Raw genomic sequence first — 24,959 nt, forward strand, 5'->3', positions numbered from 1 at the left:
GGTGTCCCGGCGGCGGAGAGGCGTCAGCCCTTGACGCTGCCGGCGAGCAACCCCCGCACGAAGTAGCGCTGAAGGGACAGGAAGACGATCAGCGGTACGACGATCGAGACGAACGCGCCGGCGGTGAGCCGCTGCCACTCGTTGCCCCGGGTGCCGGCCATCTCGGCCAGCCGGACGGTGAGCGGAGCGGTCTCGTCGCCGCCACCGGCGAAGATCAGCGCCACCAGCAGGTCGTTCCAGACCCAGAGGAACTGGAAGATGCCGAACGCGGCCAGCGCCGGGGTGATCAGCGGCAGGACGATGGTGCGGAAGATCTTCGGGTGGGTGGCCCCGTCGACCCGGGCGGCCTCCATCAGGTCTCCCGGGAGCTGCGAGATGAAGTTGTGCAGCAGGAAGACCGCGAACGGCAGCGCGAAGCAGGTGTGCGCGAACCACACCTGGGCGAACTTCTGTTCGTCGACCAGGTCCCAGGCGGGCAGCACGGTGACCCCGGCGACGGTGACCCCGGTGGAGAAGAACTTCAGCAGCGGCACCAGCGCCATCTGCAGCGGCACGATCTGCAGCGCGAAGATCGCGATGTACACCCAGTCCCGCCCCCGGAAGTTGATCCAGGCCAGCGCGTACGCGGCCAGGGCCGCGAAGGCGAGCGGGAAGAGCACCGACGGGACGGTGATCGCCAGCGAGTTGATGAAGTAGCTGGCGAGCTGCCCGGACGACGAGGAGCGCCCGAACAGCACCTCCTGGTAGTTCTCGAAGGTGAACTGCGGGTCGGTGAAGAAGGTCCACCACCCGCTGCTCTTGATCTGGTCCTCCGGCCGGAACGACGAGATGAACAGGCCGAAGGTCGGGATGGTCCAGAGCACCGCGATGACGATCGACACGAGGGTGGCGGTGCGGCTGTTCAGCCGCTTGCGCACCCGCGCGGCGGCGGTGGACGTGCGGCCGTCGGTCTTCTGGGTGCCGGCGGCGACGGTGGGCGTTGCGGTGGTCATCTCAGCCCTTCCGCTGCTGTCGGAGGTTGCGGATCTGGTAGATCACGATCGGCACCACCAGGATGAACAGGAAGACCGCCAGCGCCGAGCCCTGCCCGTTCTGGCCGTACCGGAACGCCTGGTTGTACATCTCGTTGGCGATGACGCTGGTGTCGTAGTTGCCGTTGGTGGCCGTCCGGACGATGTCGAAGACCTTGAGGGTGGCGATCGACAGCGTCACCACGACCACGATCAGCGCCGGCCGGATGCTCGGCATGGTGATCTGCCAGAACATCTGCCACGGGGTGACCCCGTCGAGGCGGGCCGCCTCCACGATGTCGGCGGGGATGGCCTTGATGGCGGCGGAGAGCACCACCATGGCGAACCCGGCCTGGATCCACACCATGATCACGATCAACAGCAGCGTGTTCAGCGGTGACTCCAGCAGCCACTGCTTCGGTTCGCCGCCGAGGCTCACCACGATCTGGTTGAGCAGACCGATCTGCTCCTGCCCGTCGCCGCGGTAGGCGTACACGAACTTCCAGATGATGCTGGCGCCGACGAAGGAGATCGCCATCGGCAGGAAGATCAGTGACTTGGCGACCGCCTCGAACCGGGCCTTGTCCACCATGACCGCGTAGATCAGGCCGAACGCGGTGGCCACCAGCGGGACCAGGAGCACCCAGATCAGGGTGTTCAGCAGCACCCGGACGATCGAGTCCTCCGAGAACATCCAGCCGTAGTTGCGCAGCCCCACCCAGTCGTTGCTGCCCGCGTCCATGAAGGAGAGCATCGTGGTGCGGATGGCCGGGACCACCAGCCCGACGGTCAGCAGCAGCAGCGTCGGCAGCAGGAAGAAGAGCGCGAACACGCCCTCCCGCGGCTTGCGGCGGCGGGGGAGCGGGGCGCCGCTCGCGGAGACGGCGACGAGCTGCGCCTCCCGGCGGCGGGCGAACCAGGCCGGCACCACGTCGAGGAGCAGGAGCAGACCGCCCACCACCGCGACGAAGGCGAGCAGCCCGTACCCCAGCATGAGGAATTTGTCCTTCTCCTCGATGAAGTCGAACTCCATCGACCCTCCTTCAAGGGTTCGGTCGTGGACCGGTGGCCCGACCTCCGCAGGGGTCGGGCCACCGGCTCAGATCACTTCCAGCTGCTCTCGATGCCGTTCAGCACCGTCGCGGTGTCCTTGCCGTTGATCCAGTCGACCATGCCCTTCCAGAACGTCCCCGCGCCGACGGTGGCCGGCATCAGGTCGGAGCCGTCGAAGCGGAAGACCGAGCTCTTGTCCTGGAGGATCTGGACGGAGAGCTTGTCGATCGGGTTCGCGACGTTGGCCAGGTCGAGCTTGTTGTTCGCCGACACCCAGTCGCCGATCTTGGCGCGGCTGTTGGCGTACTCGCCGGAGGCGAGGTAGGTCTGCACCGCCTGGACCTCGGGGCGGTCGGTGAAGGCCGAGACGAACTCGCCGCCGCCCAGCACCGGCTTGCCCTTGGCGGGGTCGATCGCCGGGAAGTAGAAGGCGAAGACGTCGCCGTCCTCGGCCACCTTGGTGCCCTTCGGCCACTGGTTCGCGTAGAAGGACGCCTGCCGGTGCAGCGCGCACTTGCCGGTGGTGATCGGGAGGCCGGCCTCGCCGAAGGCGGTGGTGGCGATGCTCTTCACGCCGCCGTACCCGCCGTTCATGTACTTCTCGTTCTTGAGGATGGTGCCGGCCTTGTCGACGGCCTCGGCGACCTTCGGGTCGTTGAACGGGATGCCGTGGGTGGTCCACTGGTCGTAGACCTCGGGGGTCTGCGTCCGCAGCATCACGTCTTCGATCCAGTCCGTGGCCGGCCAGCCGGTGGCGTCACCGGACTCGATGCCGGCGCACCACGGCTTGGTGCCGGTCGCCGCGATCTTGTCGCTCAGGGCGATCAGCTCGTCCCAGGTGCTCGGGACGGTCCAGCCCTTCTCCTTGAAGGTCTTCGGCGAGTACCACACGAACGACTTCACGTTCGAGCCGAGCGGGGCGCCGTAGAACTGGCCGTTGACGGTGCTGTACTTCAGCCAGTCGGCCGGGTAGTTCTCCTCCGCCATCTTCTTGGTGTCGGCGCCGACCGGCTTGAGCTTGCCGGAGTCGACGAAGCGCTTGAGCAGACCCGGCTGCGGGATGAACGCGAGGTCGGGCGCGTTGCCGCCGTCGACCCGGACGCCGAGCTGCGCCTCGAACTCGGCGCTGCCCTCGTGGTCGATCTCGATGCCGGTGCAGTCCTCGAACTGCTTCCAGGACTCCGCCAGGCGGTCGGCCTCGATGTCCCGGATCGACGAGTAGATCGTGACCTTCTTGCCCTTGTTGTCGCCGTACTTCTCGTATGCGGCGCACTCCGCGGAACCCGCGGTGTCACTCTTCTTGTCGCTGCCGGTGCCGCAGGCGGTGACGCTCAGCGCCAGCCCCAGTACGCCGGCGATCGCGAGAGCCGGGCGTGATCTGGCAAACGCCATGCCGTTCTCCTTCCTTGCCGGCGCGTGGGGGATCGAACGCGCGCCGGTCCGATTGGGCATCAACACATGTAAGCGCTTGCATCCGACCCGGTCCACCCCAGACCGGACACGAGCGAGTAACAATCCGGAAACCCGGTCGTTGCCGTGTGGGCGCGCTCCCACGACACGCGTCGGCATCTTTTCAGGAGTGGCGATTTCTGTCACGCTGGAGGTAGGTATAGAAGAATTTCAACATTGGAGGTTCTGGATGCGTAAGCGATGGCTCAGCCTGCTCGCGACCGGTCTGCTGGCCGTGGGCGCGCTGCTCCCGGCGGCCCCGGCGATGGCCGCGCCGACGTTCAAGGTGCCGTTCCCCTGCGGGCAGTCCTGGTCCGGCCAGACGCGGACCGGCCACAGCCCGGCGTACGCGATCGACTTCAACCGCACCGACGACCTCGGCGACCCGGTGGTGGCCAGCGCGCCGGGCACCGTCGACCGGGTCACGGACCTCGGCGGGACCAGCTACGGCAAGTACGTCCGGATCAACCACGGTGGCGGCTACACCACCTACTACGCCCACCTCAACGGCTTCAACGTCTCCGTCGGACAGACCGTCGGCTACGGCAAGGTGATCGGTTGGGTCGGCAGCACCGGCGGCTCCACCGGCCCGCACCTGCACTACGAGCAGCGGCTCGACGGCAACGACATCCAGGTCCGCTTCAACGGCACGCTCGCCCTCTACTGGGGGACGAAGACCTACACCAGCGACAACGGCTGCGGCAGCACCACCGGCTCCGGCACGGTCAACACCAGCGGGACCCCGCTGACCGTCCGCTCCGGCCCCGGCACCGGCTACGAGGCGGTGGGCACCGTCGCCGACGGCACCCGGGTGACCATCTACTGCCAGACCAGCGGCACCACCGTCACCGGCACCTACGGCACCAGTTCGATCTGGGACCGGATCGGCAGCGGACGCTACATCGCCGACGCGTACGTCTACACCGGCCACGACGGCTACATCCCCAACGTGCCGCGTTGCTGAGCGCGGGACGGGGCCCCGGGGCCGCCCGGGGCCCCGTCATCCGGCACCCGCCGGGAGCGGCCACCCGCGGACAACACGGCGCCGGGGTCGTCGGGGCCGGATGCTCCCGTCGGGAGGACGGAGTTCCGGTCGCGACGACCCCGGCGGGTCCCGGTCGGCGGCGGACGGCCGCCACGTCAACTGAAGATGCTCACACCACCCGGCCCGACCAGCAGGCCCACCACGATGAGGACGATGCCCCACAGGATCTGCCGGCGGAACAGCGCGAGGATGCCGGCGACCACGAGTACGACTGCGAGAATCCAGAGAATCAGCTCCATGGTTGCTGGATACCCGAGCCGCCGACGCGGGAAACCTGCGGTTGATCGAGGTGGTCGCCCAGGTGGAAGACGCTGTAGGCCTGCTTGATGACGGGGTGGGCGACGTTGCGGACGCGTACCCCGCCGGGCGTGGTGCCCCGCTCGGTCCCGGCGTGCGCGTGCCCGTGCAACGCCAGCGCGGTCGGCGCCGAGTCGATCGCCTGACCGAGCTGGTACGACCCCAGGAACGGGTAGATCTCCAGCGGCTCGCCGGCGAGCGTGTCCGGCACCGGCGAGTAGTGGGTGAGCGCCACCAGCACGTCGCAGTCCAGCCCCCGCAGCGCCGCGGCCAGCGCGTCCGCGCTGTCCGTGGTGGTCCGGACGAACGCCTTCATCTCCGGCTCGCCGAAGTCGCTGGCGCAGCGCCCGGCGAACCCGCCGCCGAACCCCTTCACCCCGGCGACGCCCAGCCGGCCGCCGGCGCACTCCAGTACGACGCCGTCGCCCTCCAGGACCCTGATCCCGGCGCTCTCCAGCACCTTGACCACCTGCGGCACCTGGTCGCACTGGTGGTCGTGGTTGCCGAGCACGGTCACCACCGGCACGCCCAGCCCGCCGAACTCGGTGGCCACGCACCGGGCCTCCGACTCCGTCCCGTGCCGGGTCAGGTCACCGGCGAGCAGCAGCACGTCGGCGTGCTCGGGCAGCTCCTCCAGCGCCGGCCGGAACCGGCCGACCACGTCCTCGTCCAGATGCACGTCGCCCACGGCGGCGATCCGGATCACCATGGCACCTCCTCAGGGCAGTTGCTCGATCTCCGTGGGCGCCTGCGCGCGGATCACCCCGATGTCGCTGGTGATCGGCACGTCCGGAAAGCGCTCGGCCACCCGGCGCAGGATCTCCTCCCGCCGGTGCGGGCTCTCCACCTCGCCGTACAGCACGAGGCCGCGTTCCCGGCGGACCACGGTGATCCCCTGCTCGGCCACGTCCGGGTCCTCGGTGAGCAGCCGGTGTACCTCCGCCTCGACGTACTCGTCGGGCGGCCCGGTGGCGACGTCGCGGTGCTCGGTCACGGTGTCCCCTCTCGCTGCGGGGTGCCGGAGTACGGCACCACGTCCAGCCGGTCCAGCAGCACCAGGAACGCCTCCGCGTACGGCGAGTGCTGCGTCTCCTTCCGTACCCGTTCCCAGTCGATCTGCTCCCGCAACGAACGGGCGAGTGGCAGACCCCGGGCGAAGTCGCAGTAGTGCTGCGAGAAGCTGAGCAGCTTGTGCACCATCAACTGGGTGGCCGAGAGCACCGGCATGTGGATCGCGTCGACCGGCCGGACCATCGTGTCGGCGAACGTCTCCTCGGTCACCGGTGTCTCGATGGGCCGGTGGATGAGGTCGACCATCCGCCCGTCGTCGAAGACCTTGACCAGCCAGTCCTCGGGCGGGCGCTCGGCCGTGAAACCCGCCGCGACCAGGGCCTCCAGGGCGCGTTCCACGTCGACCTCCCGGATGAGGAAGTCGACGTCGTGCTCGCTGGAGTGGCCGCCGTGGGCGTACACGGCGAAGCTGCCGCCGAGCGCGAAGGGAATCTCTTCCTGCTTGAGCACGGCGGCGACCTTCTTCAGCGTGTGCACCAGGCTCTCGTCCCCGCGCTCGGCCATTGGCGTCTCCCGTCGATGGTGGTAGGCGGCTGATCCAACTCCGGTACCCGGCATCCCGGGGGACCACACCTGGCAGGAGGCGCGGGTGGGGTCAACCGGGAGCAGACGGTACAAATCTCCGGCAACGCGAGCGCGGGTCGGATAACCTGTGCAGGGTGTCCAGATCATCGGAGGCACGGCGCGGCAGGGCCCGATTGCGCGCCGTCGCCCTGATCGGCATCGACGGCTCGGGCAAGACCACCCAGGCGCACCGGCTCGCCGACGCGCTCACCGCGGCGGGGCACCCCGCCACCTACCACCGCAACGCGGGCGGGCGCCGCTGGCTCGGCCGCGTCGCGCACCGCCTCGGCCGGCCGGACGCCCAGCGTCTCGTCGGGCGCGGCGGCCTGCTCGCCGTGGAGTCCGTGCTGCGCTGGCTCGCCATCGCCGCCGCCCTGCTCGGCTGCCTGGCCACGGGCCGGATCGCGGTCATGGACCGCTACTCCGCCTGCCAGTACGCGAGCATCCGCGCCCACGGGGGCCAGCGCTGGGAGCGGCTCGCCCGGGTGGGCTACCGGATCTTCCCACGGCCGCAGGTGACCTTCCTGCTGACCGTCGACCCGGCCGAGGCGTACCGGCGGATCGAGCAGCGCGGCACCGACCACGAGAGCATGCGGTACCTGACCGCCGCGGACGCCGCGTACCGGGCGCTGCCGGAGCACCCGACCTTCGTGGTGGTCGACGCCGGCCGGCCGCCGGAGGAGGTGTCCCGGCAGATCAGGAGCCACCTCGCCGGCTGGCTCGACGCCGCCCACGGGGACGGCCCGCCCCGCGCGGTGGCCGCCCCCGCCGTCGTGGCCGCGCCGGCCGTCGAGCCGGTCGCGGCGGGCCGCCTGACCGTCTGACCCGCCGGGCGCGGCCGCCTGGCCGTGGGTGACCGGCCCGGTCAGGCGCGGCCGTGGACCGGGATGCTCGCGCCGCTGATCGGCGCCGACTCGTCGGAGGCGAGGAAGCGGACCACCGGCGCGATCTCGGCCGGCGTGACCCAGCGCGAGTGGTCGGCGGTGGGCTGGGCCGCGCGGTTCGCCGGGGTGTCGATGACGCTCGGCAGCACCGTGTTGCAGCGCACCCCGGCCGGCCGGTACTCCACGGCCACCGCGTTCGCGAAGGCGAGCACGGCCGCCTTGGCGGTCACGTAGCCGGCGGCGCCGGGGAAGGGGGCGACGGCCGCACGGGAGGAGACGCAGACCACCGCGCCACCGCCGGCCGCGACCAGGCGCGGCAGCGCCGCCCGGGTCACCAGCCAGGTCGGTCGCAGGTTCACCGTCAGCATCCGGTCGAACTCCTCGACCGGGGTCTCGTGCACCAGCCCGCCGCCGGCGTACCCGCCGACGAGGTTGACCACCGCCCGCAGCGGCGCCGCGGGATCGTCGGCGGCCGCCGCGACCGCCCGCTCCGCGCCGGCCGGGTCGGTGAGGTCCGCGACCAGTCGGACCGGTCCGCCCGCCGCCGGCTCCGTCGCCGGCGGCCGCTCCCGCCCGGGTACGACCACCCGCCACCCCGCGTCGAGGAAGGCGGCCGTGACCGCCCCGCCCAGTCCGCCCGTTCCCCCGGTGACCAGCACACTGCGATCCGCCATGCGCCACACGCTAGTGCCGGCCCGGCCCCGGCGTCGCCCGCCGGGGCGTCGTCCGGGAGGAGGCGTGGGGCGGGCCGGGCCCGGGGCGTCGCCGGGGTGACGGGACGTCGCGGAAGGCGGAAAGGTGGCATGGTCTTTCCGGAGACGGTGGCCGACGGCGGCCGACCGGCAGGGGCCGGAACGCCCTCCCGGGGGAGGTGACGGCGTCGGGGGAGTGGCACCCTGAGCAGATCCGGCGGTCCCGGCGGGCGGTGTTTCCCCCAACACGTGCAGTCATGGTTGACGCTCACGCCTCATGAAAGTAAGTTTCATCCGTGGCGAAGAGTCCGAAGATTTCTGCGAGTCACGAGCCGGGTGGACTGATCGTCCACATCAGCGGCCTGCTCCCGTCGTTGTCGCCGGCCGAGCAGCGGGTCGCCCGGCTGGTCGTCGCCGACCCGGCCGACGCCGCGCGTCGGACCATCACCGACCTCGCCACCGCCGCCGAGACATCCGAGGCGACCGTCATCCGGTTCTGCCGGTCGGTCGGCATGGACGGCTACCCACAGCTGCGGATCCGGCTCGCCGCCGAGGCCGCCCGCCGGGTCGAGCCGCCGGACGCCAGGGTCGTCGGCGGTGACATCCCGCCCGGCGCCGACCTCGCCCAGATCATCGCCACCATCGCGTTCAACGACGCGCGCGCCGTCGAGGAGACGGCCGAGCAGCTCGACCCGGCGATCTGCGAGCAGGTCGTCGAGGCCATCGCGGGCGCGGGCCGGATCGACGTCTACGGCGCCGGCGCCAGCGGCTTCGTCGCCTCCGACTTCCAGCAGAAGCTGCACCGGATCGGCCGCACCGCCTTCTACTTCCCGGACGTGCACACCGCGCTGACGTCGGCCGCGCTGCTCGGCCGGGGCGACGTCGCGGTCGGCATCTCGCACACCGGCACCACCTCCGACGTGGTCGAGGTGCTGGAGCAGGCCCGGGCCCGGGGCGCCGCCACGGTGGCGCTGACCAACTTCCCCCGCTCGCCGATCACCGAGGTCGCCGACTTCGTGCTCACCACGGCGGCCCGCGAGACCACCTACCGCTCCGGCGCGATGGCGAGCCGGCTCGCCCAGCTCACCGTCGTCGACTGTCTCTTCGTCGGGGTGGCGGCGCGCAACCGGTCGCGGGCCCGCAAGGCCCTCGAGGCGACCGCCGAGGCGGTCCAGTCGCACCGGGTCGGCTCGGGACGGAGGCGGGCATGACGGCCGGCGCGGTGGAACCGCAGGACGTGACCACCCCGATGGCGGCCCGGCCGGTGATCCGGGTCGGCGCGCCGACGGAGCGGCGCAATCCGCACAGCGCCGACCTCGACCTGATGTCGACGCGGGACGTGCTCTCGGTGATCAACGAGGCGGACCGGCGGGTGCCCGGCGCGGTCGCGGACGTCCTGGACGAGATCGCGGCGACGGTGGACCTGGCGGTGGCCGCGCTGCGCGGCGGGCACCGGGTGCACTACTTCGGCGCCGGCACCTCCGGCCGGCTCGGCGTGATCGACGCCGCCGAACTCGCCCCCACCTTCAACTCGCCCCGGCACTGGTTCTGCGCGCACATCGCGGGCGGGCCGGAGGCCATGTGGCGGGCGGTCGAGGACGCCGAGGACGACGACCGGGGCGGGGCGGCCGAGGCCGCCGACTGCGTACGCGCCGGCGACCTCGTGGTCGGACTCGCCGCGAGCGGGCGCACGCCGTACGTCCTGGGGGCGCTCGCCGCGTCCCGGGCCAAGGGCGCCTCGACCGTGCTGCTCTGTGCCAACCCGGAGGCGGAGGCCGCCCGGTCGGTGGACGTCTTCATCGGCGTGGACACCGGACCCGAGGTCGTCACCGGGTCGACCCGGATGAAGGCGGGCACCGCGCAGAAGCTGGTGCTCAACACCTTCTCCACGGCGGTCATGGTGCGGCTCGGCCGGGTCTACTCGAACCTGATGATCGACATGGTGGCCACCAACGCCAAGCTCCGCGGCCGGATGATCTCGATCCTGATGGAGGCCACCGGCTGCTCCGAGGAGATCTGCCGGCGGGCCCTCGGCGAGGCCGACGGCGACATGAAGACCGCGCTGGTCTCGCTCGTCTCCGGGGTCGAGGTGTCGGCCGCGCGGGCCGCCCTCGCCCGCTCCGCCGACCAGGTCCGCGGCGCCCTGGCCCTGCTGGCCTCCTGACCGGGGCGCCCGCCGTCACCCCCGGCCCACCCACGCCTCCATCCCGTCCCCGCGTCACCCCTGACCGCGCCCCCGCGTCACCCTGACCTCACCCGGCCGCCCGTATCAAGCCCGTTGCCCGAGTCACCCCGCACCTCGCCCGCCGCCACGTCACCGCGCCTTCGCGTCGCCGGGCCACCCCGCGGCAGCGCCGCACCGCCTCCCGTTCGCCCCTCCCTGCGAGCTGCGTCACGTGCCGGGCATAGATCCGGGGCGCGGATTGTTCATCGGGGGGTGGGGTATTACCACGGGCGTGGATGAACCGACCGGTCCACGGGCGCGTATCTGGCAGTGACCAGGATCGCAGCGCCGCGGTGAGCCGGGTCGCTGTGCCACCGGGGTGGGCGATGTTGCCATGTACCGGGGAAACGGCGACGCGTCGACCCGCCGACCCTGCGTGGTGCCCATCGGAGCGCCGCCACACGGGGTGCTGACAGCAAACGTGGATCGTGCTCTCAGCGGATTATCAGGCATTCGTGACACTTTCGACTCACGACATGGAATCCCCGACGCGTCTCATCTGTTGTGTAGGCGTCAGCACCGGTGGGCACAGCGGAAGTTACGGGGGAGGGCTGATGGACGTGGGGATGGCAAGGAACCGGGCAACCGGCGCGAGCGAGGGGACCGTGGGCAACGTGGACAAGAACATCGGCATGCGAACCGACGAGGTTGCCGAGGAGCGCGACCTGGTCGGCGTCTACCTTCACGAGATCTCCCGGACGCCACTGCTGGACGCCGCCAAGGAGGTCGACCTCTCCAAGGCCATCGAGGCCGGCCTCTACGCCGAGCACCTGCTCGGCGAGGACCGCGTCCCCGCCGGTGTCGACCGGGAAGACCTGGAGCGGCTGGTCGCCGAGGGTGAGCGGGCCAAGGACCTGTTCATCCGGGCCAACCTGCGGCTGGTCGTGTCGATCGCCCGCCGCTACGTCCGCTCGGGCATGCCCATGCTGGACCTGATCCAGGAGGGCAACACCGGCCTGGTGCGGGCGGTCGAGAAGTTCGACTACGAGCGCGGCTACAAGTTCTCCACCTACGCGACCTGGTGGATCCGCCAGGCCATCAGCCGGGCGATCGCCCAGCAGGAGCGCACGGTGCGCCTGCCGGTGCACCTGGTCGAGGACGTCAACCGGATGCGCAACGTGGCCCGGCAGCTCACCCGCGAGCTGGGCAGCGACCCGGAGCCGGAGCAGATCGCGGCGGCCCTCGGGGTCACCGTCGAGCGGGTCAACGAGCTGGTCCGCTGGTCGCAGGACACGGTGTCGCTGGACACCCCGGTCGGCGACGACGGCGACACCAACCTCGGCGACCTGGTGGCCGACAGCGACGCCCCGTCGCCGGAGGAGATCGTCCTCACCGGCCTGGAGCGGCAGCGGATCGAGGGCCTGCTCAACCACCTCGACGACCGGTCGGCCGGCATCATGCGGGCCCGCTACGGGCTGGAGGACGGCCGTGAGCACTCCCTCACCGAGGTGGCCTCGCGGTTCTCGCTCTCCCGGGAGCGGATCCGGCAGCTGGAGATCCAGGCGCTCGGCCGGCTCCGCGAGCTGGCCCGCGCGGAGGGGCTGCAGGCAGCCTGAGCTGGTAGGAATGACGGCGAACGGCCGGCGTCCGATAGGGGGACGCCGGCCGTTCGCCGTCTGCGGGTGCTGGTGCGGTCAGCGCACCCGGCCGTAGCCCTGGATGGGCATCAGGTTCATGCCCCGCTTGAGCACGTTGCGCCCGGCGCTCGGCGCGTCGATCACCTGGCCGCCGCCCACGTAGAGCGCGACGTGCCCGAGCCCTCGGTAGAAGACCAGGTCACCGGGGCGCAGCTCGCCCTTGCCGATGTGGGCTACCGCGCCCCACTGCATGCGGGCGTTGTGCGGCAGCGACTTGCCGGCCGCCCGCCAGGCCGCCGAGGTCAGGCCCGAGCAGTCGTAGCCGTTCGGTCCGTCGGCGCCCCAGACGTACGGCTTGCCGAGCGCGCCGTAGGCGTACCGGACGGCGACGCCGGCCCGGCCGGAGACCGCGGGAGCGTCGTCCGCGCTGTCCGGCCGGGCGGCCGGCTTCTCGGTGGCCCGGCCGTACGCCTGGCGGCGCAGCTCGTAGAGCTCGGCCAGGTCGCGCTCGATCCGTTTCTTCGCGGCGGTCAGCTCGCGGGCCTGGACGGCCTGCCGACCGAGCGTGACGTCCAGCCGGGTCTTCTCGGCGAGCAGGCGGCGCTGGTCGTTGGTGAAGGCGGCGATGGTCTCCTGCCGCTGCCGGGTGAGCCGGTCGATCATGTGCAGCCGGTCCGGCAGGGTGTCGGAGCCCCCGGGACGCAGCAGCGCCTCGGTGGTGGACAGGTGGCTGCCGGTCTTGTACGCGGTCACCGCCAGCTCGCCGACGTCCGCCCGGCTCCGCTCGGCCTGCTGCTCCAGCGGCCCGATCCGGCCCTGCACCCGGGTCACGGCGGCCTGGTTCGCCTTCATCTCCTCGCGGAGCTTGTTGTACGCCTCGACGACGTGCTCCAGCTCGGTGGAGGACTTCTCGATCCGCCGGGTCAGCTCGGCGGGGGAGGGTTCGGCCCGGGCCGGCACCGCGGGCGCGACCAGCGTGGCCGTCACCGCGGCGACCACCAGGGCGCGCAGCGTGTTCCTGAGGGACGACAAGAGCGGAAGGCTCCTCTCCCAGCACGCCGCCGCGGGCTGCTGAGGCCCCCGGCGACACCGGGCCGGTGCAGTCCTGGTGGACGGCGGTCGACCGGCCGGCCCGGACAACGTAACCCGGGGCAGGAGTCGCCCGCAGTTGAAGCCGTGGCGAATGTTGGCAAAGTGGCGGGGTGTGTCGGTCGTGCCGGTGGGCGTACGTGCCGGCGATCGTGCGCTGTCGCCGGACGATGGCGCTGATTGTTGTCGATCGAGTGGTACGCGGCTTTCGTCGTTCTGGGCGTATGCCGGCGGAGCCTGGGGTGCTATGACCGACAAGACGGACATGGCGGCCGCTACCCGACGGCCTCGCCGCCGGCCGACCGTCGCCGTGGGGCGAAAGCGCCGTATCGGCTGGCACGTGCGCCACACAATGAACCGCGGAGCCGGGAATCCCGTCGACCGGCATTGATGCGATCCGTTGGCGGGAGCCGACCCCGGCACACAGCCGTGGGAGGTAGCGCAGTGAATCCTCAAGGCGCCACGACACGACAGACGCGGTCACCGGGGCCGACCGGCGGCCGGAACACTCTGCTCTACGCCCGACCCGGGATCATCGTGACGGTCGACCGGTTCACCGTCGGACGCAACAGCTGGCGGGTGACGGAACTGACCCACCTGGAGACCAGCCGCGGGCCGCACGACCGTGTCGCCGTCCGCGCCGTGGTGGTCACGGGCGCGATGCTCGGCGGCGTCGGGCTCCTGCTCGGCTTCACCGGCGGGCTGCAACGGCTCACCGCCGGGGCGTACCTCATCCTGGGTGCCGTCTTCCTGCTGCCGGTGCTGGTCGCCGTGGTGGGGGACCGGTGGCGACCGCCGGCGTACGAGCTGTGGGGCCGGCGGCGCGGCGAGCAGGTGCTGCTGTTCAGCAGCGACAACGAGCGGCAGTTCGGCCAGGTCACCCGGGCCCTGCGCCGGGCCCGGGAGATGAACCAGTACGGCGGCTGGGAGGACCCGATCGCCTCCGTGGACCCGTGGCGGCCCGCCCGGTAGCTCGGCTCAGCCGGCCACCGGCTCCGGGGTGCGCTCGGCCCGGTCGGCGGTCACCCAGTTGCTGACCCGGCGCTCGGCGTAGAACGACACGAACGGCACCGTGCCGGCCAGCATGACCTGGACCATCCGCTTCAGCGGCCAGCCCGCCCGGCGGGACAGGTCGAAGGCGGCCACCAGGTAGAGCATGTAGAGGAAGCCGTGCGCCTGGCCCACGGTCTCCACCAGGATCGGGTTGTCGAAGCCGTACTTCATCGGCATGCCGATGACGACCAGCAGGATCAGCGCCACGCCGACGATCCAGGCGATCACGCGGTACCGGGTCAGGGCTGCGCCCACCTTCGTCCGTCCTTCCGCGCCCGGCCTCAGCCGGGGTAGTCACCGGGCTTGGCGCCCGGGTTGTCGGTCAACCATTTCAGGTACTGGTTGTAGGCGGTGAGGTCCGTGTCCTCGCCGTCGACGGCCGCCGCGGGCACGCGGGCGACCCGCACGGGGCGGCGTACGACCGGACGCGCCGGAGCGTCGGCCGGCCGCGACCCGGCGGCGGCCGACGGCTCGGCGGCCGGGACCCGCGGGCCGCGCAGCGTGTGCCGGACCTCACGCCACCACAGGAACACCACGAAGCCGGCGAAGACCGGCCACTCGATCGCGTAGCCCCAGCTGATCGCGTTGCCGGCGGCGGCCCGGCTGACCTGCCACCAGCCCAGCCCCAGGAACCCGACGACCAGCACGACCATGGCCACGTGGCGTGCGATCCACGCCGGGGTCCAGAGCCGCTTCATGGCATCGAGAGTACCGGGGCGGCCCGCGGTCTCCGACGCGGTGTCGTAGTGCCGGGAATGGTTTGGTGCCACCCGGTGTGGGCATCCGTTTAGACGCCAGCCCAAAACGACCAGGGGGGCGATGATGACCGGATCGATACGGCAGGACGAGTTCGGGAGCCCGGAGCAGCGGATGCCCGCGTGGGACGGCGACCACGTCCACGACACGGCCTCCGGCGAGGCGGACGTCGACGGCGAGCTGCTCGGCGTCGACCCGGCCGAGCTGGGAGACGAGGACCTGATCCGCGAGATGCACAGCCTGCACCGCACCCGGCTGGACACCTTGCGGCACGCGGCCGACTCCGCGCTCGCCAACCACCTGCGGCGCACGGCCGAACTGGAGACCGAGTACCTCGCCCGGCACCCCGGGCGGGAGGTCGACCCCAGCCGCCTGCGGGACGCGTGATGGCGCACGCCGAGCGCGGGATGTCCGCGCCCCCGGAGGTGGTCTTCAACACCGCTACCGACCCCGACCGGGCGTCGGCCTGGCTGCCCGACGCGCTGCGCGGCGACGGCAGCCCGGCGGAGGAGATCAGCGTGGAGGAGCTGCGGGCCCGGTGGAGCGCCGCCGGGGACTGGCGCGCCGAGATCCGGGTGGACCCGGCCCAGGCGGGCGGCGCCCGGACGCGGCTCGACCTGACCGGCGGGCCGGACGCCGACCGGATGGCCGAGGAGGCGCTGGACAGCCTCGCCCGCGAGGTGGCCGACAACCTGCAGGCCGGCTGAGCCGGTCCGGCCGACCCAAGGAACAGAGGGAGACCGGGGTGACCGACGTGAAGGAGAAGGTGGCGCGGTTACGCCGGGCGTACGCGCCGCACGAGCACCGGCCGCTCGGCGGCTATCTGGTGTCGATGGGTGCCTACGCCGCGGTGACCGGGGCGCTCGCGGGGCTGGTCAAGGCGACCGGCCAGCACGTGCCCGACCGTCCCGCCACGGCCGACGTGGTGCTGCTCGGCATCGCGACGCACAAGCTCAGCCGGCTGCTGGCCAAGGACGCGGTCACCAGCCCCCTGCGGGCGCCGTTCACCCGCTACGACCGGCCGATCGGCAGCGGCGAGGTGATGGAGCAGGTCCGGGACCAGGGCAGCGGCACCCGTCACGCGATCGGGGAGCTGCTGAGCTGCCCGTTCTGTCTCGCCGTCTGGGTCGCCACCGGGCTCACCGGCGGGCTCGTGCTCTCGCCCCGGCTGACCCGGCTGGTCGCGACCGCGCTGACCGCCGTGGCCGCCTCGGACTTCCTCCAGATGGCGTACGCGATGGCGCAGCGGGCCGCCGAGGGCCCCGGGCACGACGACGACTGAGCACGCGAGGAGGCGGAGACGCCCGAAGGGGGCCGGCGGTGTGCCGGCCCCCTTCGCGACGTCCCGCCCCAGCGGTCGGGTCTGCCGGTGCCCCGGTCACGTCGGGGTCGTGCCGTGGTCCTCGCCGGCCCAGCCCCGGGACGCCTCCGGCTCCCGCTCGTCCTCGTCCGCGCCGGTGATGACCTCCCGGTCCACGGCGGTCCTGTCGTGCTCGCTGGCGAAGTCGGGTTCCGGCAGGGTGTCCGTGCCCTCGGGGGGCTGACCGAGCGCCGGCAGCTTCTCGTGCTGCTCCTCGTGGTGGGACATCTCGCTCTCCTCACTCCTCGTCGGCCGCCCGTGCCGGGAGGCTGCCGGCCCGCCGGTGACGCCACGAGCCGGCCGTACGGGCTGCCGGGGGTCGTCAGGTGACCGATCCGCCGAGCAGGTCGGCCGCCTCGTCGACCGCGTACTCGCCCTCGGGCAGCGCGGCGATCCGGGTGAGGAGCTGCGCGGGAAGCTCCGCGGAGACGGCGCGGCGGTAGATGTCCGCCTGGCTGATCCGTTCCTGGCCGCGGTAGAGGTCCTCGAGCAGGTCGTCGAGGCGCCGGACGTCCGGCTCCTCCGCCACGGGCGCTTCGGTTACGGGTGCGTCGTCGGTCACGTCGGCTCAGCTACCCGCGACCGAATCGGTCAAACGTCACCGCGCGGGCCGGCCCCGCGTGGGCGGGCCTGCCGAGCAGACGGCCCGTCGGGGCAACCAGTGGCCGCCTCGGCCCCCGACGAGTCCCCGGTGCCGGACGCGGAGGTGTGACGGCGGTCATGGTCGGGGCCGGAACACCGGAGGCGGGGGGCCGGTTGAGTGAGGTGTCGGTGTGTCCAGTGTCCCCGGGCCTCACCCATATTGCCCTCGCGGAATTCCGTCCGGCTGGAGCCGCGTCGCGCCACTCGCCGAGAGGCGACCTGCACACCGACGCCAGCGCCGCTCCCGGGCCCACAAGGCCCGGGGGCGGCGCTGTCTTTCCGTCCCCCGGCGTCGACCACGGGACCGGCGGCGAGGTGGATCTCCCCGACCGCCGCCGACCCCATGATCAACGTCGGGTGGGTGGGTCAGGCGGGAGTGGGGGCGGGGGTGCGGCGGCGGGTGCGGACGGCGGCGGCCAGGTGGGTCAGGACCTCCTCCGTGGTCTCCCAGCCGATGCACGCGTCGGTGACCGACTGGCCGTAGGTCAGCTCGCGGGTCGGGTCGAGGTCCTGGCGGCCGGGGAGCAGGAAGCTCTCCAGCATGATCCCGACGATGCCGCGCTGCCCGGCGGCGAGCTGGGCGGCCACGTCGGCCGCCACCCTGGGCTGGTTGCGGTGGTCCTTGCCGCTGTTGGCGTGGCTCGCGTCGACGACCAGGCGCTCGGGCAGCCCGGCCGCCCGCAGCAGCTCCAGCGCGCCGGCGACCGACTCGGCGTCGTAGTTGGGCCGGCCGCCCCCGCCGCGCAGCACGAGGTGTCCGTCGGCGTTGCCCCGGGTGTGCAGGATCGCCGGGGTGCCGGAGACGTCGATGCCGGGGAAGACGTGCGGCACGCCGGCGGCGCGGATCGCGTCCACGGCCGTGCCGATGCTGCCGTCGGGGCGGTTCTTCATGCCGATCGGCATCGACAGGCCGGAGGCGAGCTGCCGGTGCACCTGGCTCTCCACCGTCCGCGCGCCGATCGCGCCCCACGCCACCGTGTCCGCGATGTACTGCGGGGTGATCGGGTCGAGGAACTCGCAGCCCACCGGCAGGCCGAGGCGCAGCACGTCGAGCAGGAGCGCCCGCGCCGTACGCAGGCCGGTGTTGACGTCACCGGAGCCGTCCAGCCCCGGGTCGTTGATCAGGCCCTTCCAGCCGACCGTCGAGCGCGGCTTCTCGAAGTAGACCCGCATCACCACCAGCAGGTCGTCGGAGACCCGGTCGGCGGCGACGCGCAGCCGGCGGGCGTAGTCGAGCGCGGCGGCCGGGTCGTGCACCGAGCACGGGCCGACCACCACCAGCAGGCGGTCGTCGGCGCGGTCCAGCACCCGGCCGACGGCGCGCCGACCGGCCAGCACGGCCGAGGCGAGCGTGTCGTCCAGGGGCAGCTCGTGGTGCAGCAGGGCCGGGGTGGTCAGCGGCACGACACGGTCGATCCGCTGATCGCTGACCCGATCGGTCTCCGGGGTCGTCACGGTGGGCATCCTTCCGCCGACCGTGCCCCGGGGCCGGTGCCCGGGTACGAGCCGGCTGCTCGTACGCAAAAGGGCAGGAACGAAAGCTCCTGCCCGGCCGGCTCGATGGCGGTGACGTCAGATCATGGTGAAGTCACCGGCGTGCGAGCCGGCTGCCTAAACCATCGATACGAACGCGTCACGCCGCCCAGCGTACCCGACGGCCCGGGAAGGTCCACCCGGTCGTCGGGAAACACTCGCCCCACGTTCCGTTCCTGAGTGCGGCCCGTTCCGCCTTCGAGTGCGGCCCGCCCCCCCGCCGCGCCACGGTCGCGCCCGGCCGGCGTTGACCCCGCGACGGGGGGAGGTCACCGCCGGTCGGGCGCGATCATGTGGGCGTGCCCGTCCGCCCGGCCGGGTATGTGGGCGGGCATGAGTGACGAGCAGAGCGACCAGGAACGGGTCGAGTCCCGCGCGCACCTGCTGCCCGAGGAGGCGGCCGTCGGCAGCGAGGACCCGCAGGCACAGGCCGAGGTCATCCTCGAGGAGTCGGACATCCGGGAGGAGGACCGCAACGCCGCGCCGGACACCGTGCTGGAGCGGCGTACCTCCGATCAGACGGTGACCCCCGTCGAGCCCCCCGACTGAGGCACGGCGCCGCGCGCCCGCTGCGAGGCCGGGTAGGTGTGCTCCCGCAGCCAGGCGACGGGGCCTGCCGCCCGCAGCCCCGGCGGCAGGTTGCCGACCGGGTCGAAGGCCAGCGCGGCGTCCTCCCCGGCGCCGAGCTGCCCGCCGAGGGTGACCTGCCCGAACGGCCGCCACGGCCCGACCGCGGACGCGACCGCCAGCACCAGGCGCGGCGCGTCCGTCCGGGCCGCGGCGGCCACCTCGGCCAGGCTGCGGCCCAGGTCGGGCGACTCCGGGTCGGCCAGCGCGGCCAGGAGGAGCCGGCGTCGGCCCGCCCGGAACGACATGATCGTGCTGTACGTCCCGGCGAAGCGCCGCCGCGGCAGCGGCAGGTGCCGCAGCAGCGGCGCGACCCCGCTGGAGCTGACCAGCAGGTCGAACGGCCGCCCGGCGTCCCGGTGCAGCCGCACGGCCAGCCCCAGCACGTCCGGCCAGCTGCCCGGCGTGGGCACCCCCTTGGAGAGGCGGACGGTCGCCCGGAAGCGCCCCGGGGCGTCCAGCAGCGGCACCCCGGTCGGCGGCCCCGGCGTACCCCAGACGGTCACCTCGCCGGCGAAGGAACGGCCCGCCGGGTGCAGCAGGCGGCCCCGGCGGAGCCGGGCCAGGGCGGCGGTCGCGCGGTCGACCGCGACGGCGGCGCGGTCGGTCACGGTGGCGGCAGGCGGCATCCTCCCCCGGTACCCGGCCGCCGACGGTCGATGCCTCGTCCCGAGCGGCGCGTCCCCTTCCGTCCCGCCCGATCGGATAGCGTCGTGCCATGCCCGACAGCGGTTACCCCTGGCCCATCGAGACGACCCGACTGGACAACGGCCTGCGCGTGGTGGTGAGCGAGGACCGCACCGCCCCCGCGGTCGCCGTGAACCTCTGGTACGACGTCGGCTCCCGCCACGAGCCCACGGGGCAGACGGGCTTCGCCCACCTCTTCGAGCACCTGATGTTCGAGGGCTCGGTCAACGTGGCGAAGACCGAGCACATGAAGCTGGTGCAGGGCTCGGGCGGCTCCCTCAACGCCACCACCAACCCGGACCGCACCAACTACTTCGAGACCGTCCCGGCCGAGCACCTCGAACTGGCGCTCTGGCTGGAGGCGGACCGGATGGGCGGCCTGGTCCCGGCGCTGACCCAGGAGACGCTGGACAACCAGCGCGACGTGGTGAAGAACGAGCGGCGCCAGCGCTACGAGAACGTCCCGTACGGCGACGCCTGGCTGCGGCTGCTGCCGCTGCTCTACCCGCCCGGGCACCCGTACCACCACGCCACGATCGGGTCGATGGCCGACCTGAACGCCGCCGACCTGGCCACCTTCCAGGCGTTCCACCGGACGTACTACGCGCCCAACAACGCCGTGCTGACCGTGGCGGGCGACGCCCCGGCCACCGAGGTCTTCGCGCTGGCGGACAAGTACTTCGGCGCGATCCCGCCCCGCGAGGACATCCCGTCCGCGCCCGACGGCCGGACGGTCCCGGCCACCGGGCGGCCCGCCGTGGAGACGGTCACCGGCGACGTCCCGGCGCCCCGCGTCTACGTCGCGCACCGCACCCACCCCTTCGGCAGCCCCGGCTACGACGTGGTGACCGTGCTCGCCACGGTGCTGGGCAGCGGTCGCGGCAGCCGGCTCTACCAGCGCCTCGCCGACGGGGAACGGATCGCCCAGCCGGACCTCGTCGGGGCGTACGGGGTGGACCTGGCGCACGCCCCCGCGCCGATGATCGCCACCGCCACGGCCCGCCCCGGGGTGAGCGGCGAGCGGCTGGCCGCCGGGCTGGCCGAGGTGGTCGACGAGTTGGCCACCGTGCCCGTCACCGCCGCCGAGCTGGACCGGGCCAAGTCCCTGCTCAGCACCATGTGGTGGCGGCAGATGTCCACGGTGGAGGGCCGGGCGGACACGCTCGGGCGCTACACCACCCAGTTCGGCGACCCGGCGAAGGCCGCGGAGCGGCTGCCGGCCTGGCTCGCGGTGACCGCCGAGCAGATCGCCGAGGCCGCGGCCGAGGTGCTCGCCGCCGACGACCGGGTGACCCTGACCTACCTGCCCGAGGAGAAGCCCTGATGACGCTGATCACCGACCGACCCGGGCCGGGCGTCGCCCGCCCCTACCGGTTCCCGCAGGTGGTCCGCCGCACGGTGGCCGGCGGCCAGGTCGTCGCCGCGCACCTGCCCGGGCAGAACCTGGCCGTGGCGCTGCTGCTGCTCGACGCGGGCGCCGGGCGCGAGCCGACCGGCAGGGAAGGGCTCGGCGGGGTGCTCGCCAAGGCCCTGGAGGAGGGGACCGCGCAGCGCGACGCGACCGCGTACGCCCTGGCGATCGAGGCGCTCGGCACCGAGCTGGTGACCGGGCTGGACTGGGACTCCTTCCAGGTCAGCGTGCAGGTGCCGGTGGAGCGGCTGAGCGCCGCCGTGGAGCTGCTCGCCGAGGCGGTCCGCACCCCGAAGCTGGATCCGGAGGACGTCCGGCGCGTCCGCGACGACGAGGCGACCGCGCTGCGGATGGACTGGGCCAACCCCGGCCCCCGCGCCGACGCGGCGCTGCGCGCGGACCTGTTCGGCGCCCAGAACCGCTGGGGCCGCCCCATGTACGGCGACCCGGACTCGGTCGCCGGGCTGGACGTCGAGGACGTCACCGTCTTCCACTCCGAGTGGTTCATCCGCCCCGGCACCCTGGTCGTCGCCGGTGACCTGGACCGGCTCGACCTGGACGCGCTGGGCGCGGCGGCGTTCGCCGGCACCGGCGGCGGTCCGGTCGACCGGGGCGGCCCGATCGAGGTGCCGACCCGCCCCGGCCGGCGGATCATCCTGGTGGACCGCCCCGGTTCGGTGCAGTCCACGCTGCGGCTGGGCCACCCGTCGCCGCACCGCGCCCACCCCGACCACGTGCCGATGGCCCTTGCCGGCACGGTGCTCGGCGGAGCGTTCACCTCCCGGCTCAACCACCTGATCCGCGAGGTGCACGGCTACACGTACGGCATCCGGGGCGACTTCGCCTCGTCCCGGCGGTTCGGCCGGTTCGCGGTCAGCTCGGGCGTGCAGACGGCCGTCACCGCGCCGGCGCTGGTCGCGGCGGTCGGCGAGATCACCCGTACGCAGGAGACCGGGGTGACCGAGGAGGAGCTGGCGGTGGCGCGCTTCTGGCGGGCCGGGCAGCTCTCGGTCGAGCTGCAGAGCCCCCGGGCGATCGCCTCCGCGCTGACCACCCTGGTCGTGCACGACCTGCCGGACGACTACCACGCCCGGCTGCGGGAGTCGCTGCTCGCCGCCGACGTGACGCAGGTCTCCGCGGCGGCCGCCACCCACCTGCGCCCGGAGGCGCTCACCCTGGTGGTGGAGGGCGACGCCGCGGTGATCCGCGACGAGCTGGTCGCCACCGGCCTGGGCGAGGTCGTCGACGCCGCCCCCTGACCGCTGCCCCCGGGCCCGGGGGCGGCCCGCGATGTGATGTCGGTCGCGGTCGGGCGGGGCGGGTGCCCCGGCGCGGGCCGGCCGGCCGGTGGCAATGCTCCGGCGGGGCGCGGTCGGAAGCCCCGGATCTTCTCGCCGCGGGTGCGATCGGGCGGTGACCTTCCGGGCGGGTGGCCGCCCCGGGCCCGCCTCGGCTGCCGCCCGACCGGGCGTGACGTCCGTCCGCGCGGTGGGAAAGCGTTCCCGGCCGCGGGCCCGGGCTGGGTAGCCTCGCGGGCATGAGGATCGGCATTGTGGGGGCCACCGGCCAGGTCGGTGGCGTGATGCGGCAGGTGCTGGCGGAGCGGGAGTTCCCGGCGGAGCAGGTGCGGTTGTTCGCCTCGGCGCGGTCGGCCGGGCGCACCCTGCCCTTCCGGGGCGGCGAGGTGACGGTGGAGGACGCGGCCACCGCCGACTACTCCGGGCTCGACATCGTGCTCTTCTCGGCCGGCAAGGGCACCGCCAAGGAGTTGGCGCCCCGGGTCGCCGCGGCCGGTGCCGTCGTCATCGACAACTCCTCGGCGTTCCGGACGGACCCGGAGGTGCCGCTGGTCGTCGCCGAGGTCAACCCGCACGCCGCCGCCGTACGCCCCAAGGGGATCATCGCCAACCCCAACTGCACCACGATGGCGGCGATGCCGGTGTTGCGCCCGCTGCACGCCGAGGCGGAGCTGGTCGGCCTGGTCGTCTCGACCTACCAGGCGGTCTCCGGCGCCGGCCTGGCCGGGGTGGCCGAGCTGGACGAGCAGGTCCGCAAGGTCGCCGAGCACGCCACCGGGCTCGCCTTCGACGGCGCGGCGGTGGAGTTCCCCGCCCCCCGCTCGTTCGCGCGGCCGATCGCGTTCAACGTGCTCCCGCTCGCCGGCTCGATCGTCGACGACGGCTCCTTCGAGACCGACGAGGAGCAGAAGCTGCGCAACGAGAGCCGCAAGATCCTGGAGATCCCCGGGCTGAAGGTCTCCGGCACCTGCGTCCGGGTGCCCGTCTTCACCGGCCACTCGCTCCAGATCAACGCCCGGTTCGCCCGCCCGGTCACCCCGCAGCGGGCCCGCGAGCTGCTCGACGGCGCGCCCGGCGTGGTGCTGAGCGACGTGCCGACGCCGCTGCAGGCCGCCGGTCAGGACCCGACCTACGTCGGCCGGATCCGCGCCGACGAGACCGTCGAGCACGGGCTCGCCCTGTTCTGTTCCAACGACAACCTGCGCAAGGGTGCCGCGCTCAACGCGGTGCAGATCGCCGAGCTGGTCGCCGCCGAGCGCCGCTGACCGACGCGCGTGCGACGGGCCCGCCGACCTCGGCGGGCCCCGTCGGGTGGGCGCCCGCTGGGGCGTACGCCGTGGTTCGATGGGGGCATCGGGACCGGCCGAGTGGGAGGATGCCGTGGCGGACGACGAGACCCGGCGGGCGTTGACGGACCTGATCGCCGGTCACCGGCTCGGGGTGCTGGCCACTCTCAAGCGGGACGGCCGGCCGCAACTGTCCACGGTCATCTACGCCTTCGACCCCGCGTCCGCGGTCATCCGGGTCTCGGTGACCGACGGCCGGGCGAAGACGGCCAACCTGCGCCGGGATTCCCGGGCCAGCTTCCACGTCAGTAGCGACGACGGCTGGGCGTACGCGGTGGCGGAGGCGCGCGCCGAGCTGACGCCGGTGGCCGCCGACCCGGACGACGCGACCGTGGCGGAGCTGGTCGACCTCTACCGGACGGTGCAGGGCGAGCACCCGGACTGGGCCGACTACCGGCGGGCGATGGTCGCCGAGCGCCGTCTCGTGCTCCGGCTGCACGTCGAACGCCTCTACGGCGCCCCGCCGCACGGCTGAGCCCGCCCGGGACGACGTCGCGGACCTCCCGTTCGTCGTCGGTCGTCCGGCGGCGGCGGCCGGGCCGGGCCACCGCGTGCCTCCTCGGATCGTGTCCGCGTTACCCGGCTCGGCCGGCGGGTAGACGGCCTGTGCCGACACCGAGAGGGGAGCACCATGACAACGGTCGGAGAGTTCATGACGACCCGGTTGGTGACGATGGACGGCAACGACACGCTGACCGCCGCGGCGCAGGAGATGCGCGACAGCGCCATCGGCGACGTGGTGGTGACCGACGGCGACGATGTCATCGGCATCGTGACGGACCGGGACATCACGGTCCGGGGCGTGGCGGAGAACATGGACCCGAACACCACCCCGCTCAACCGGATCACCTCCAAGGACGTGATCACGGTGAGCCAGTACGACGACGCGGTGGCCGCCGCCGACCTGATGCGGACCTACGCCGTGCGCCGGTTGCCGGTCATCGACAACGGGCGGCTCGTCGGCCTGGTCTCGATGGGTGACCTCGCCGTGGAGCGGGAACCGCAGTCGGTGCTCGCCGACATCAGCGCCGACGAACCGAACAACTGACTGTCCGCCGCGGCGCGCCGGCTCCCGTCCCGGGGGCCGGCGTCGCGGTGTGCGCGGGGGTGGGCGCACCCGCACCGCGCGCCGTCCGCCGGTGGGCCCGCCCGTGCCGACCTCCGCTTCCGACCCGCCCGGCCCGCACGCTGCTGCGCGGGGGACGACCTCGCCGCGGCCGTCGCCGGCCCGCCTCACCCGATCCGGGCGAGGTTGACCCGGCACGGGACGGGGACCCCGTTCGGGACATGA

30 protein-coding genes are annotated in these 24,959 nt (G+C 73.1%); 15 read left to right on the top strand and 15 right to left on the bottom strand.

The window, feature by feature from the left end:
• Positions 1 to 23 precede the first annotated feature (23 nt).
• From AB0L34_RS13405 to AB0L34_RS13415, 3 genes are all read right to left on the bottom strand, one after another.
• Positions 24 to 992: a carbohydrate ABC transporter permease gene (locus AB0L34_RS13405; protein ID WP_363704645.1), complete on the bottom strand. Its 969-nt coding sequence runs from the start codon at positions 990 to 992 to the stop codon at positions 24 to 26.
• Between the two features lies 1 nt (position 993).
• Positions 994 to 2,043, bottom strand: coding sequence for a sugar ABC transporter permease (locus tag AB0L34_RS13410; RefSeq protein WP_363704647.1), 1,050 nt, complete (start codon positions 2,041 to 2,043; stop codon positions 994 to 996).
• Positions 2,044 to 2,114: 71 nt separating this feature from the next.
• Positions 2,115 to 3,455, bottom strand: coding sequence for an ABC transporter substrate-binding protein (locus AB0L34_RS13415; protein WP_357456091.1), 1,341 nt, complete (start codon positions 3,453 to 3,455; stop codon positions 2,115 to 2,117).
• A 247-nt stretch (positions 3,456 to 3,702) separates the two neighbouring features.
• On the opposite strand from AB0L34_RS13415, the gene AB0L34_RS13420 reads away from it, so the two are divergent.
• On the top strand, positions 3,703 to 4,476 hold the full coding sequence (locus AB0L34_RS13420) for a peptidoglycan DD-metalloendopeptidase family protein (RefSeq protein WP_357456088.1): 774 nt from the start codon (positions 3,703 to 3,705) through the stop codon (positions 4,474 to 4,476).
• A 176-nt stretch (positions 4,477 to 4,652) separates the two neighbouring features.
• Here AB0L34_RS13420 and AB0L34_RS13425 read toward each other — a convergent pair whose 3' ends face one another.
• Genes AB0L34_RS13425 through AB0L34_RS13440 form a run of 4 tightly spaced genes read right to left on the bottom strand, consistent with a single transcriptional unit; the run spans position 4,653 to position 6,483 of the window.
• Positions 4,653 to 4,796, bottom strand: a complete 144-nt coding sequence (locus tag AB0L34_RS13425) for a GPGG-motif small membrane protein (RefSeq protein ID WP_018786997.1) — start codon at positions 4,794 to 4,796, stop codon at positions 4,653 to 4,655.
• Entirely contained in the window at positions 4,787 to 5,563 is a 777-nt protein-coding gene (locus AB0L34_RS13430) for a metallophosphoesterase (protein ID WP_363704650.1), read from the bottom strand. Before AB0L34_RS13430 ends, AB0L34_RS13425 begins: the two co-directional genes overlap by 10 nt.
• Positions 5,564 to 5,572: 9 nt before the next feature.
• Positions 5,573 to 5,848 carry a hypothetical protein gene (locus tag AB0L34_RS13435; RefSeq protein ID WP_350678265.1) on the bottom strand — a complete coding sequence of 92 codons (276 nt, stop codon included), beginning with the start codon at positions 5,846 to 5,848 and terminating at the stop codon, positions 5,573 to 5,575.
• Positions 5,845 to 6,483, bottom strand: a complete 639-nt coding sequence (locus tag AB0L34_RS13440; RefSeq protein ID WP_357699900.1) for a nucleotidyltransferase — start codon at positions 6,481 to 6,483, stop codon at positions 5,845 to 5,847. The genes AB0L34_RS13435 and AB0L34_RS13440 overlap by 4 nt, the downstream gene beginning before the upstream one ends.
• 101 nt (positions 6,484 to 6,584) lie before the next feature.
• Between AB0L34_RS13440 and AB0L34_RS13445 the strand changes: the two genes are divergently transcribed.
• Positions 6,585 to 7,313: a dTMP kinase gene (locus tag AB0L34_RS13445; RefSeq protein WP_363704652.1), complete on the top strand. Its 729-nt coding sequence runs from the start codon at positions 6,585 to 6,587 to the stop codon at positions 7,311 to 7,313.
• A 41-nt stretch (positions 7,314 to 7,354) separates the two neighbouring features.
• On the opposite strand, the gene AB0L34_RS13450 is transcribed toward AB0L34_RS13445, so the two are convergent.
• Positions 7,355 to 8,047 carry an SDR family oxidoreductase gene (locus AB0L34_RS13450; protein WP_363704654.1) on the bottom strand — a complete coding sequence of 231 codons (693 nt, stop codon included), beginning with the start codon at positions 8,045 to 8,047 and terminating at the stop codon, positions 7,355 to 7,357.
• Between the two features lie 314 nt (positions 8,048 to 8,361).
• Between AB0L34_RS13450 and AB0L34_RS13455 the strand changes: the two genes are divergently transcribed.
• The 3 genes from AB0L34_RS13455 (at position 8,362) to AB0L34_RS13465 (ending at position 11,845) form a co-directional block, all read left to right on the top strand.
• On the top strand, positions 8,362 to 9,276 hold the full coding sequence (locus AB0L34_RS13455) for a MurR/RpiR family transcriptional regulator (RefSeq protein WP_350708619.1): 915 nt from the start codon (positions 8,362 to 8,364) through the stop codon (positions 9,274 to 9,276).
• A complete protein-coding gene (gene murQ / locus AB0L34_RS13460; protein ID WP_357456070.1) occupies positions 9,273 to 10,229 on the top strand; it encodes an N-acetylmuramic acid 6-phosphate etherase in 957 nt (318 codons plus the stop codon). The genes AB0L34_RS13455 and murQ overlap by 4 nt, the downstream gene beginning before the upstream one ends.
• Positions 10,230 to 10,855: 626 nt before the next feature.
• Positions 10,856 to 11,845: a sigma-70 family RNA polymerase sigma factor gene (locus tag AB0L34_RS13465; protein WP_176737563.1), complete on the top strand. Its 990-nt coding sequence runs from the start codon at positions 10,856 to 10,858 to the stop codon at positions 11,843 to 11,845.
• Between the two features lie 78 nt (positions 11,846 to 11,923).
• Here the strand turns inward: AB0L34_RS13465 and AB0L34_RS13470 are convergent, their stop codons facing one another.
• Positions 11,924 to 12,898 carry an NlpC/P60 family protein gene (locus AB0L34_RS13470; protein ID WP_363704657.1) on the bottom strand — a complete coding sequence of 325 codons (975 nt, stop codon included), beginning with the start codon at positions 12,896 to 12,898 and terminating at the stop codon, positions 11,924 to 11,926.
• Between the two features lie 594 nt (positions 12,899 to 13,492).
• On the opposite strand from AB0L34_RS13470, the gene AB0L34_RS13475 reads away from it, so the two are divergent.
• Positions 13,493 to 13,927 carry a DUF6232 family protein gene (locus AB0L34_RS13475; RefSeq protein WP_363704659.1) on the top strand — a complete coding sequence of 145 codons (435 nt, stop codon included), beginning with the start codon at positions 13,493 to 13,495 and terminating at the stop codon, positions 13,925 to 13,927.
• A gap of 6 nt (positions 13,928 to 13,933) precedes the next feature.
• On the opposite strand, the gene AB0L34_RS13480 is transcribed toward AB0L34_RS13475, so the two are convergent.
• Positions 13,934 to 14,263 carry a DUF3817 domain-containing protein gene (locus AB0L34_RS13480; protein WP_363704660.1) on the bottom strand — a complete coding sequence of 110 codons (330 nt, stop codon included), beginning with the start codon at positions 14,261 to 14,263 and terminating at the stop codon, positions 13,934 to 13,936.
• Positions 14,264 to 14,289: 26 nt separating this feature from the next.
• A complete protein-coding gene (locus AB0L34_RS13485) occupies positions 14,290 to 14,706 on the bottom strand; it encodes a hypothetical protein (protein WP_363704661.1) in 417 nt (138 codons plus the stop codon).
• A gap of 121 nt (positions 14,707 to 14,827) precedes the next feature.
• Here AB0L34_RS13485 and AB0L34_RS13490 point away from each other — a divergent pair, with 121 nt between their 5' ends.
• From AB0L34_RS13490 to AB0L34_RS13500, 3 genes are read left to right on the top strand one after another with little or no spacing between them, the layout of a single operon-like run.
• Entirely contained in the window at positions 14,828 to 15,151 is a 324-nt protein-coding gene (locus tag AB0L34_RS13490; RefSeq protein WP_363704663.1) for a DUF6158 family protein, read from the top strand.
• Entirely contained in the window at positions 15,151 to 15,471 is a 321-nt protein-coding gene (locus tag AB0L34_RS13495) for a hypothetical protein (protein WP_357456049.1), read from the top strand. Before AB0L34_RS13490 ends, AB0L34_RS13495 begins: the two co-directional genes overlap by 1 nt.
• A gap of 38 nt (positions 15,472 to 15,509) precedes the next feature.
• The gene (locus AB0L34_RS13500; protein WP_363704665.1) at positions 15,510 to 16,046 is read left to right on the top strand and encodes a DUF1360 domain-containing protein; all 537 of its coding nucleotides are present in this window, start codon (positions 15,510 to 15,512) and stop codon (positions 16,044 to 16,046) included.
• Between the two features lie 96 nt (positions 16,047 to 16,142).
• Here AB0L34_RS13500 and AB0L34_RS13505 read toward each other — a convergent pair whose 3' ends face one another.
• The 3 genes from AB0L34_RS13505 to AB0L34_RS13515 form a co-directional block, all read right to left on the bottom strand.
• Positions 16,143 to 16,352 carry a hypothetical protein gene (locus AB0L34_RS13505; protein ID WP_357456043.1) on the bottom strand — a complete coding sequence of 70 codons (210 nt, stop codon included), beginning with the start codon at positions 16,350 to 16,352 and terminating at the stop codon, positions 16,143 to 16,145.
• A 94-nt stretch (positions 16,353 to 16,446) separates the two neighbouring features.
• Positions 16,447 to 16,686 carry a hypothetical protein gene (locus AB0L34_RS13510; protein WP_363704667.1) on the bottom strand — a complete coding sequence of 80 codons (240 nt, stop codon included), beginning with the start codon at positions 16,684 to 16,686 and terminating at the stop codon, positions 16,447 to 16,449.
• A 446-nt stretch (positions 16,687 to 17,132) separates the two neighbouring features.
• Positions 17,133 to 18,230 carry a 3-deoxy-7-phosphoheptulonate synthase gene (locus AB0L34_RS13515; protein WP_357456037.1) on the bottom strand — a complete coding sequence of 366 codons (1,098 nt, stop codon included), beginning with the start codon at positions 18,228 to 18,230 and terminating at the stop codon, positions 17,133 to 17,135.
• A 402-nt stretch (positions 18,231 to 18,632) separates the two neighbouring features.
• Here AB0L34_RS13515 and AB0L34_RS13520 point away from each other — a divergent pair, with 402 nt between their 5' ends.
• Positions 18,633 to 18,848 (top strand): hypothetical protein, encoded by a 216-nt coding sequence (locus tag AB0L34_RS13520; protein WP_357456034.1) that lies wholly within the window; start codon positions 18,633 to 18,635, stop codon positions 18,846 to 18,848.
• Here AB0L34_RS13520 and AB0L34_RS13525 read toward each other — a convergent pair.
• Positions 18,815 to 19,555 carry a phosphodiesterase gene (locus AB0L34_RS13525; RefSeq protein ID WP_363704670.1) on the bottom strand — a complete coding sequence of 247 codons (741 nt, stop codon included), beginning with the start codon at positions 19,553 to 19,555 and terminating at the stop codon, positions 18,815 to 18,817. The genes AB0L34_RS13520 and AB0L34_RS13525 overlap by 34 nt on opposite strands.
• Positions 19,556 to 19,644: 89 nt before the next feature.
• Here AB0L34_RS13525 and AB0L34_RS13530 point away from each other — a divergent pair, with 89 nt between their 5' ends.
• The 5 genes from AB0L34_RS13530 (at position 19,645) to AB0L34_RS13550 (ending at position 24,716) form a co-directional block, all read left to right on the top strand.
• Positions 19,645 to 20,937, top strand: coding sequence for a pitrilysin family protein (locus AB0L34_RS13530; protein WP_363704672.1), 1,293 nt, complete (start codon positions 19,645 to 19,647; stop codon positions 20,935 to 20,937).
• On the top strand, positions 20,937 to 22,283 hold the full coding sequence (locus AB0L34_RS13535) for a pitrilysin family protein (protein ID WP_363704674.1): 1,347 nt from the start codon (positions 20,937 to 20,939) through the stop codon (positions 22,281 to 22,283). Before AB0L34_RS13530 ends, AB0L34_RS13535 begins: the two co-directional genes overlap by 1 nt.
• A 278-nt stretch (positions 22,284 to 22,561) precedes the next feature.
• Positions 22,562 to 23,587: an aspartate-semialdehyde dehydrogenase gene (locus tag AB0L34_RS13540; RefSeq protein ID WP_357456021.1), complete on the top strand. Its 1,026-nt coding sequence runs from the start codon at positions 22,562 to 22,564 to the stop codon at positions 23,585 to 23,587.
• 79 nt (positions 23,588 to 23,666) lie between these two features.
• Positions 23,667 to 24,143 (top strand): PPOX class F420-dependent oxidoreductase, encoded by a 477-nt coding sequence (locus tag AB0L34_RS13545; protein ID WP_363704676.1) that lies wholly within the window; start codon positions 23,667 to 23,669, stop codon positions 24,141 to 24,143.
• Positions 24,144 to 24,299: 156 nt separating this feature from the next.
• The gene (locus tag AB0L34_RS13550; RefSeq protein WP_363704678.1) at positions 24,300 to 24,716 is read left to right on the top strand and encodes a CBS domain-containing protein; all 417 of its coding nucleotides are present in this window, start codon (positions 24,300 to 24,302) and stop codon (positions 24,714 to 24,716) included.
• Positions 24,717 to 24,959: the final 243 nt, after the last annotated feature.

The organism is Micromonospora sp. NPDC052213 (assembly GCF_040679695.1).
Taxonomy (GTDB): Bacteria; Actinomycetota; Actinomycetes; order Mycobacteriales; family Micromonosporaceae; genus Micromonospora.

Bases quoted from the DNA above. Each gene is read 5' to 3' on its own strand.
- AB0L34_RS13405 (WP_363704645.1), bottom strand. From the start codon at position 992: ATGACCACCGCAACGCCCACCGTCGCCGCCGGCACCCAGAAGACCGAC.
- AB0L34_RS13410 (WP_363704647.1), bottom strand. From the start codon at position 2,043: ATGGAGTTCGACTTCATCGAGGAGAAGGACAAATTCCTCATGCTGGGG.
- AB0L34_RS13415 (WP_357456091.1), bottom strand. From the start codon at position 3,455: ATGGCGTTTGCCAGATCACGCCCGGCTCTCGCGATCGCCGGCGTACTG.
- AB0L34_RS13420 (WP_357456088.1), top strand. From the start codon at position 3,703: ATGCGTAAGCGATGGCTCAGCCTGCTCGCGACCGGTCTGCTGGCCGTG.
- AB0L34_RS13425 (WP_018786997.1), bottom strand. From the start codon at position 4,796: ATGGAGCTGATTCTCTGGATTCTCGCAGTCGTACTCGTGGTCGCCGGC.
- AB0L34_RS13430 (WP_363704650.1), bottom strand. From the start codon at position 5,563: ATGGTGATCCGGATCGCCGCCGTGGGCGACGTGCATCTGGACGAGGAC.
- AB0L34_RS13440 (WP_357699900.1), bottom strand. From the start codon at position 6,483: ATGCCGGGTACCGGAGTTGGATCAGCCGCCTACCACCATCGACGGGAG.
- AB0L34_RS13450 (WP_363704654.1), bottom strand. From the start codon at position 8,047: ATGGCGGATCGCAGTGTGCTGGTCACCGGGGGAACGGGCGGACTGGGC.
- murQ (WP_357456070.1), top strand. From the start codon at position 9,273: ATGACGGCCGGCGCGGTGGAACCGCAGGACGTGACCACCCCGATGGCG.
- AB0L34_RS13465 (WP_176737563.1), top strand. From the start codon at position 10,856: ATGGCAAGGAACCGGGCAACCGGCGCGAGCGAGGGGACCGTGGGCAAC.
- AB0L34_RS13485 (WP_363704661.1), bottom strand. From the start codon at position 14,706: ATGAAGCGGCTCTGGACCCCGGCGTGGATCGCACGCCACGTGGCCATG.
- AB0L34_RS13490 (WP_363704663.1), top strand. From the start codon at position 14,828: ATGATGACCGGATCGATACGGCAGGACGAGTTCGGGAGCCCGGAGCAG.
- AB0L34_RS13495 (WP_357456049.1), top strand. From the start codon at position 15,151: ATGGCGCACGCCGAGCGCGGGATGTCCGCGCCCCCGGAGGTGGTCTTC.
- AB0L34_RS13505 (WP_357456043.1), bottom strand. From the start codon at position 16,352: ATGTCCCACCACGAGGAGCAGCACGAGAAGCTGCCGGCGCTCGGTCAG.
- AB0L34_RS13515 (WP_357456037.1), bottom strand. From the start codon at position 18,230: ATGCCCACCGTGACGACCCCGGAGACCGATCGGGTCAGCGATCAGCGG.
- AB0L34_RS13520 (WP_357456034.1), top strand. From the start codon at position 18,633: ATGAGTGACGAGCAGAGCGACCAGGAACGGGTCGAGTCCCGCGCGCAC.
- AB0L34_RS13525 (WP_363704670.1), bottom strand. From the start codon at position 19,555: ATGCCGCCTGCCGCCACCGTGACCGACCGCGCCGCCGTCGCGGTCGAC.
- AB0L34_RS13530 (WP_363704672.1), top strand. From the start codon at position 19,645: ATGCCCGACAGCGGTTACCCCTGGCCCATCGAGACGACCCGACTGGAC.
- AB0L34_RS13535 (WP_363704674.1), top strand. From the start codon at position 20,937: ATGACGCTGATCACCGACCGACCCGGGCCGGGCGTCGCCCGCCCCTAC.
- AB0L34_RS13540 (WP_357456021.1), top strand. From the start codon at position 22,562: ATGAGGATCGGCATTGTGGGGGCCACCGGCCAGGTCGGTGGCGTGATG.
- AB0L34_RS13545 (WP_363704676.1), top strand. From the start codon at position 23,667: ATGGGGGCATCGGGACCGGCCGAGTGGGAGGATGCCGTGGCGGACGAC.
- AB0L34_RS13550 (WP_363704678.1), top strand. From the start codon at position 24,300: ATGACAACGGTCGGAGAGTTCATGACGACCCGGTTGGTGACGATGGAC.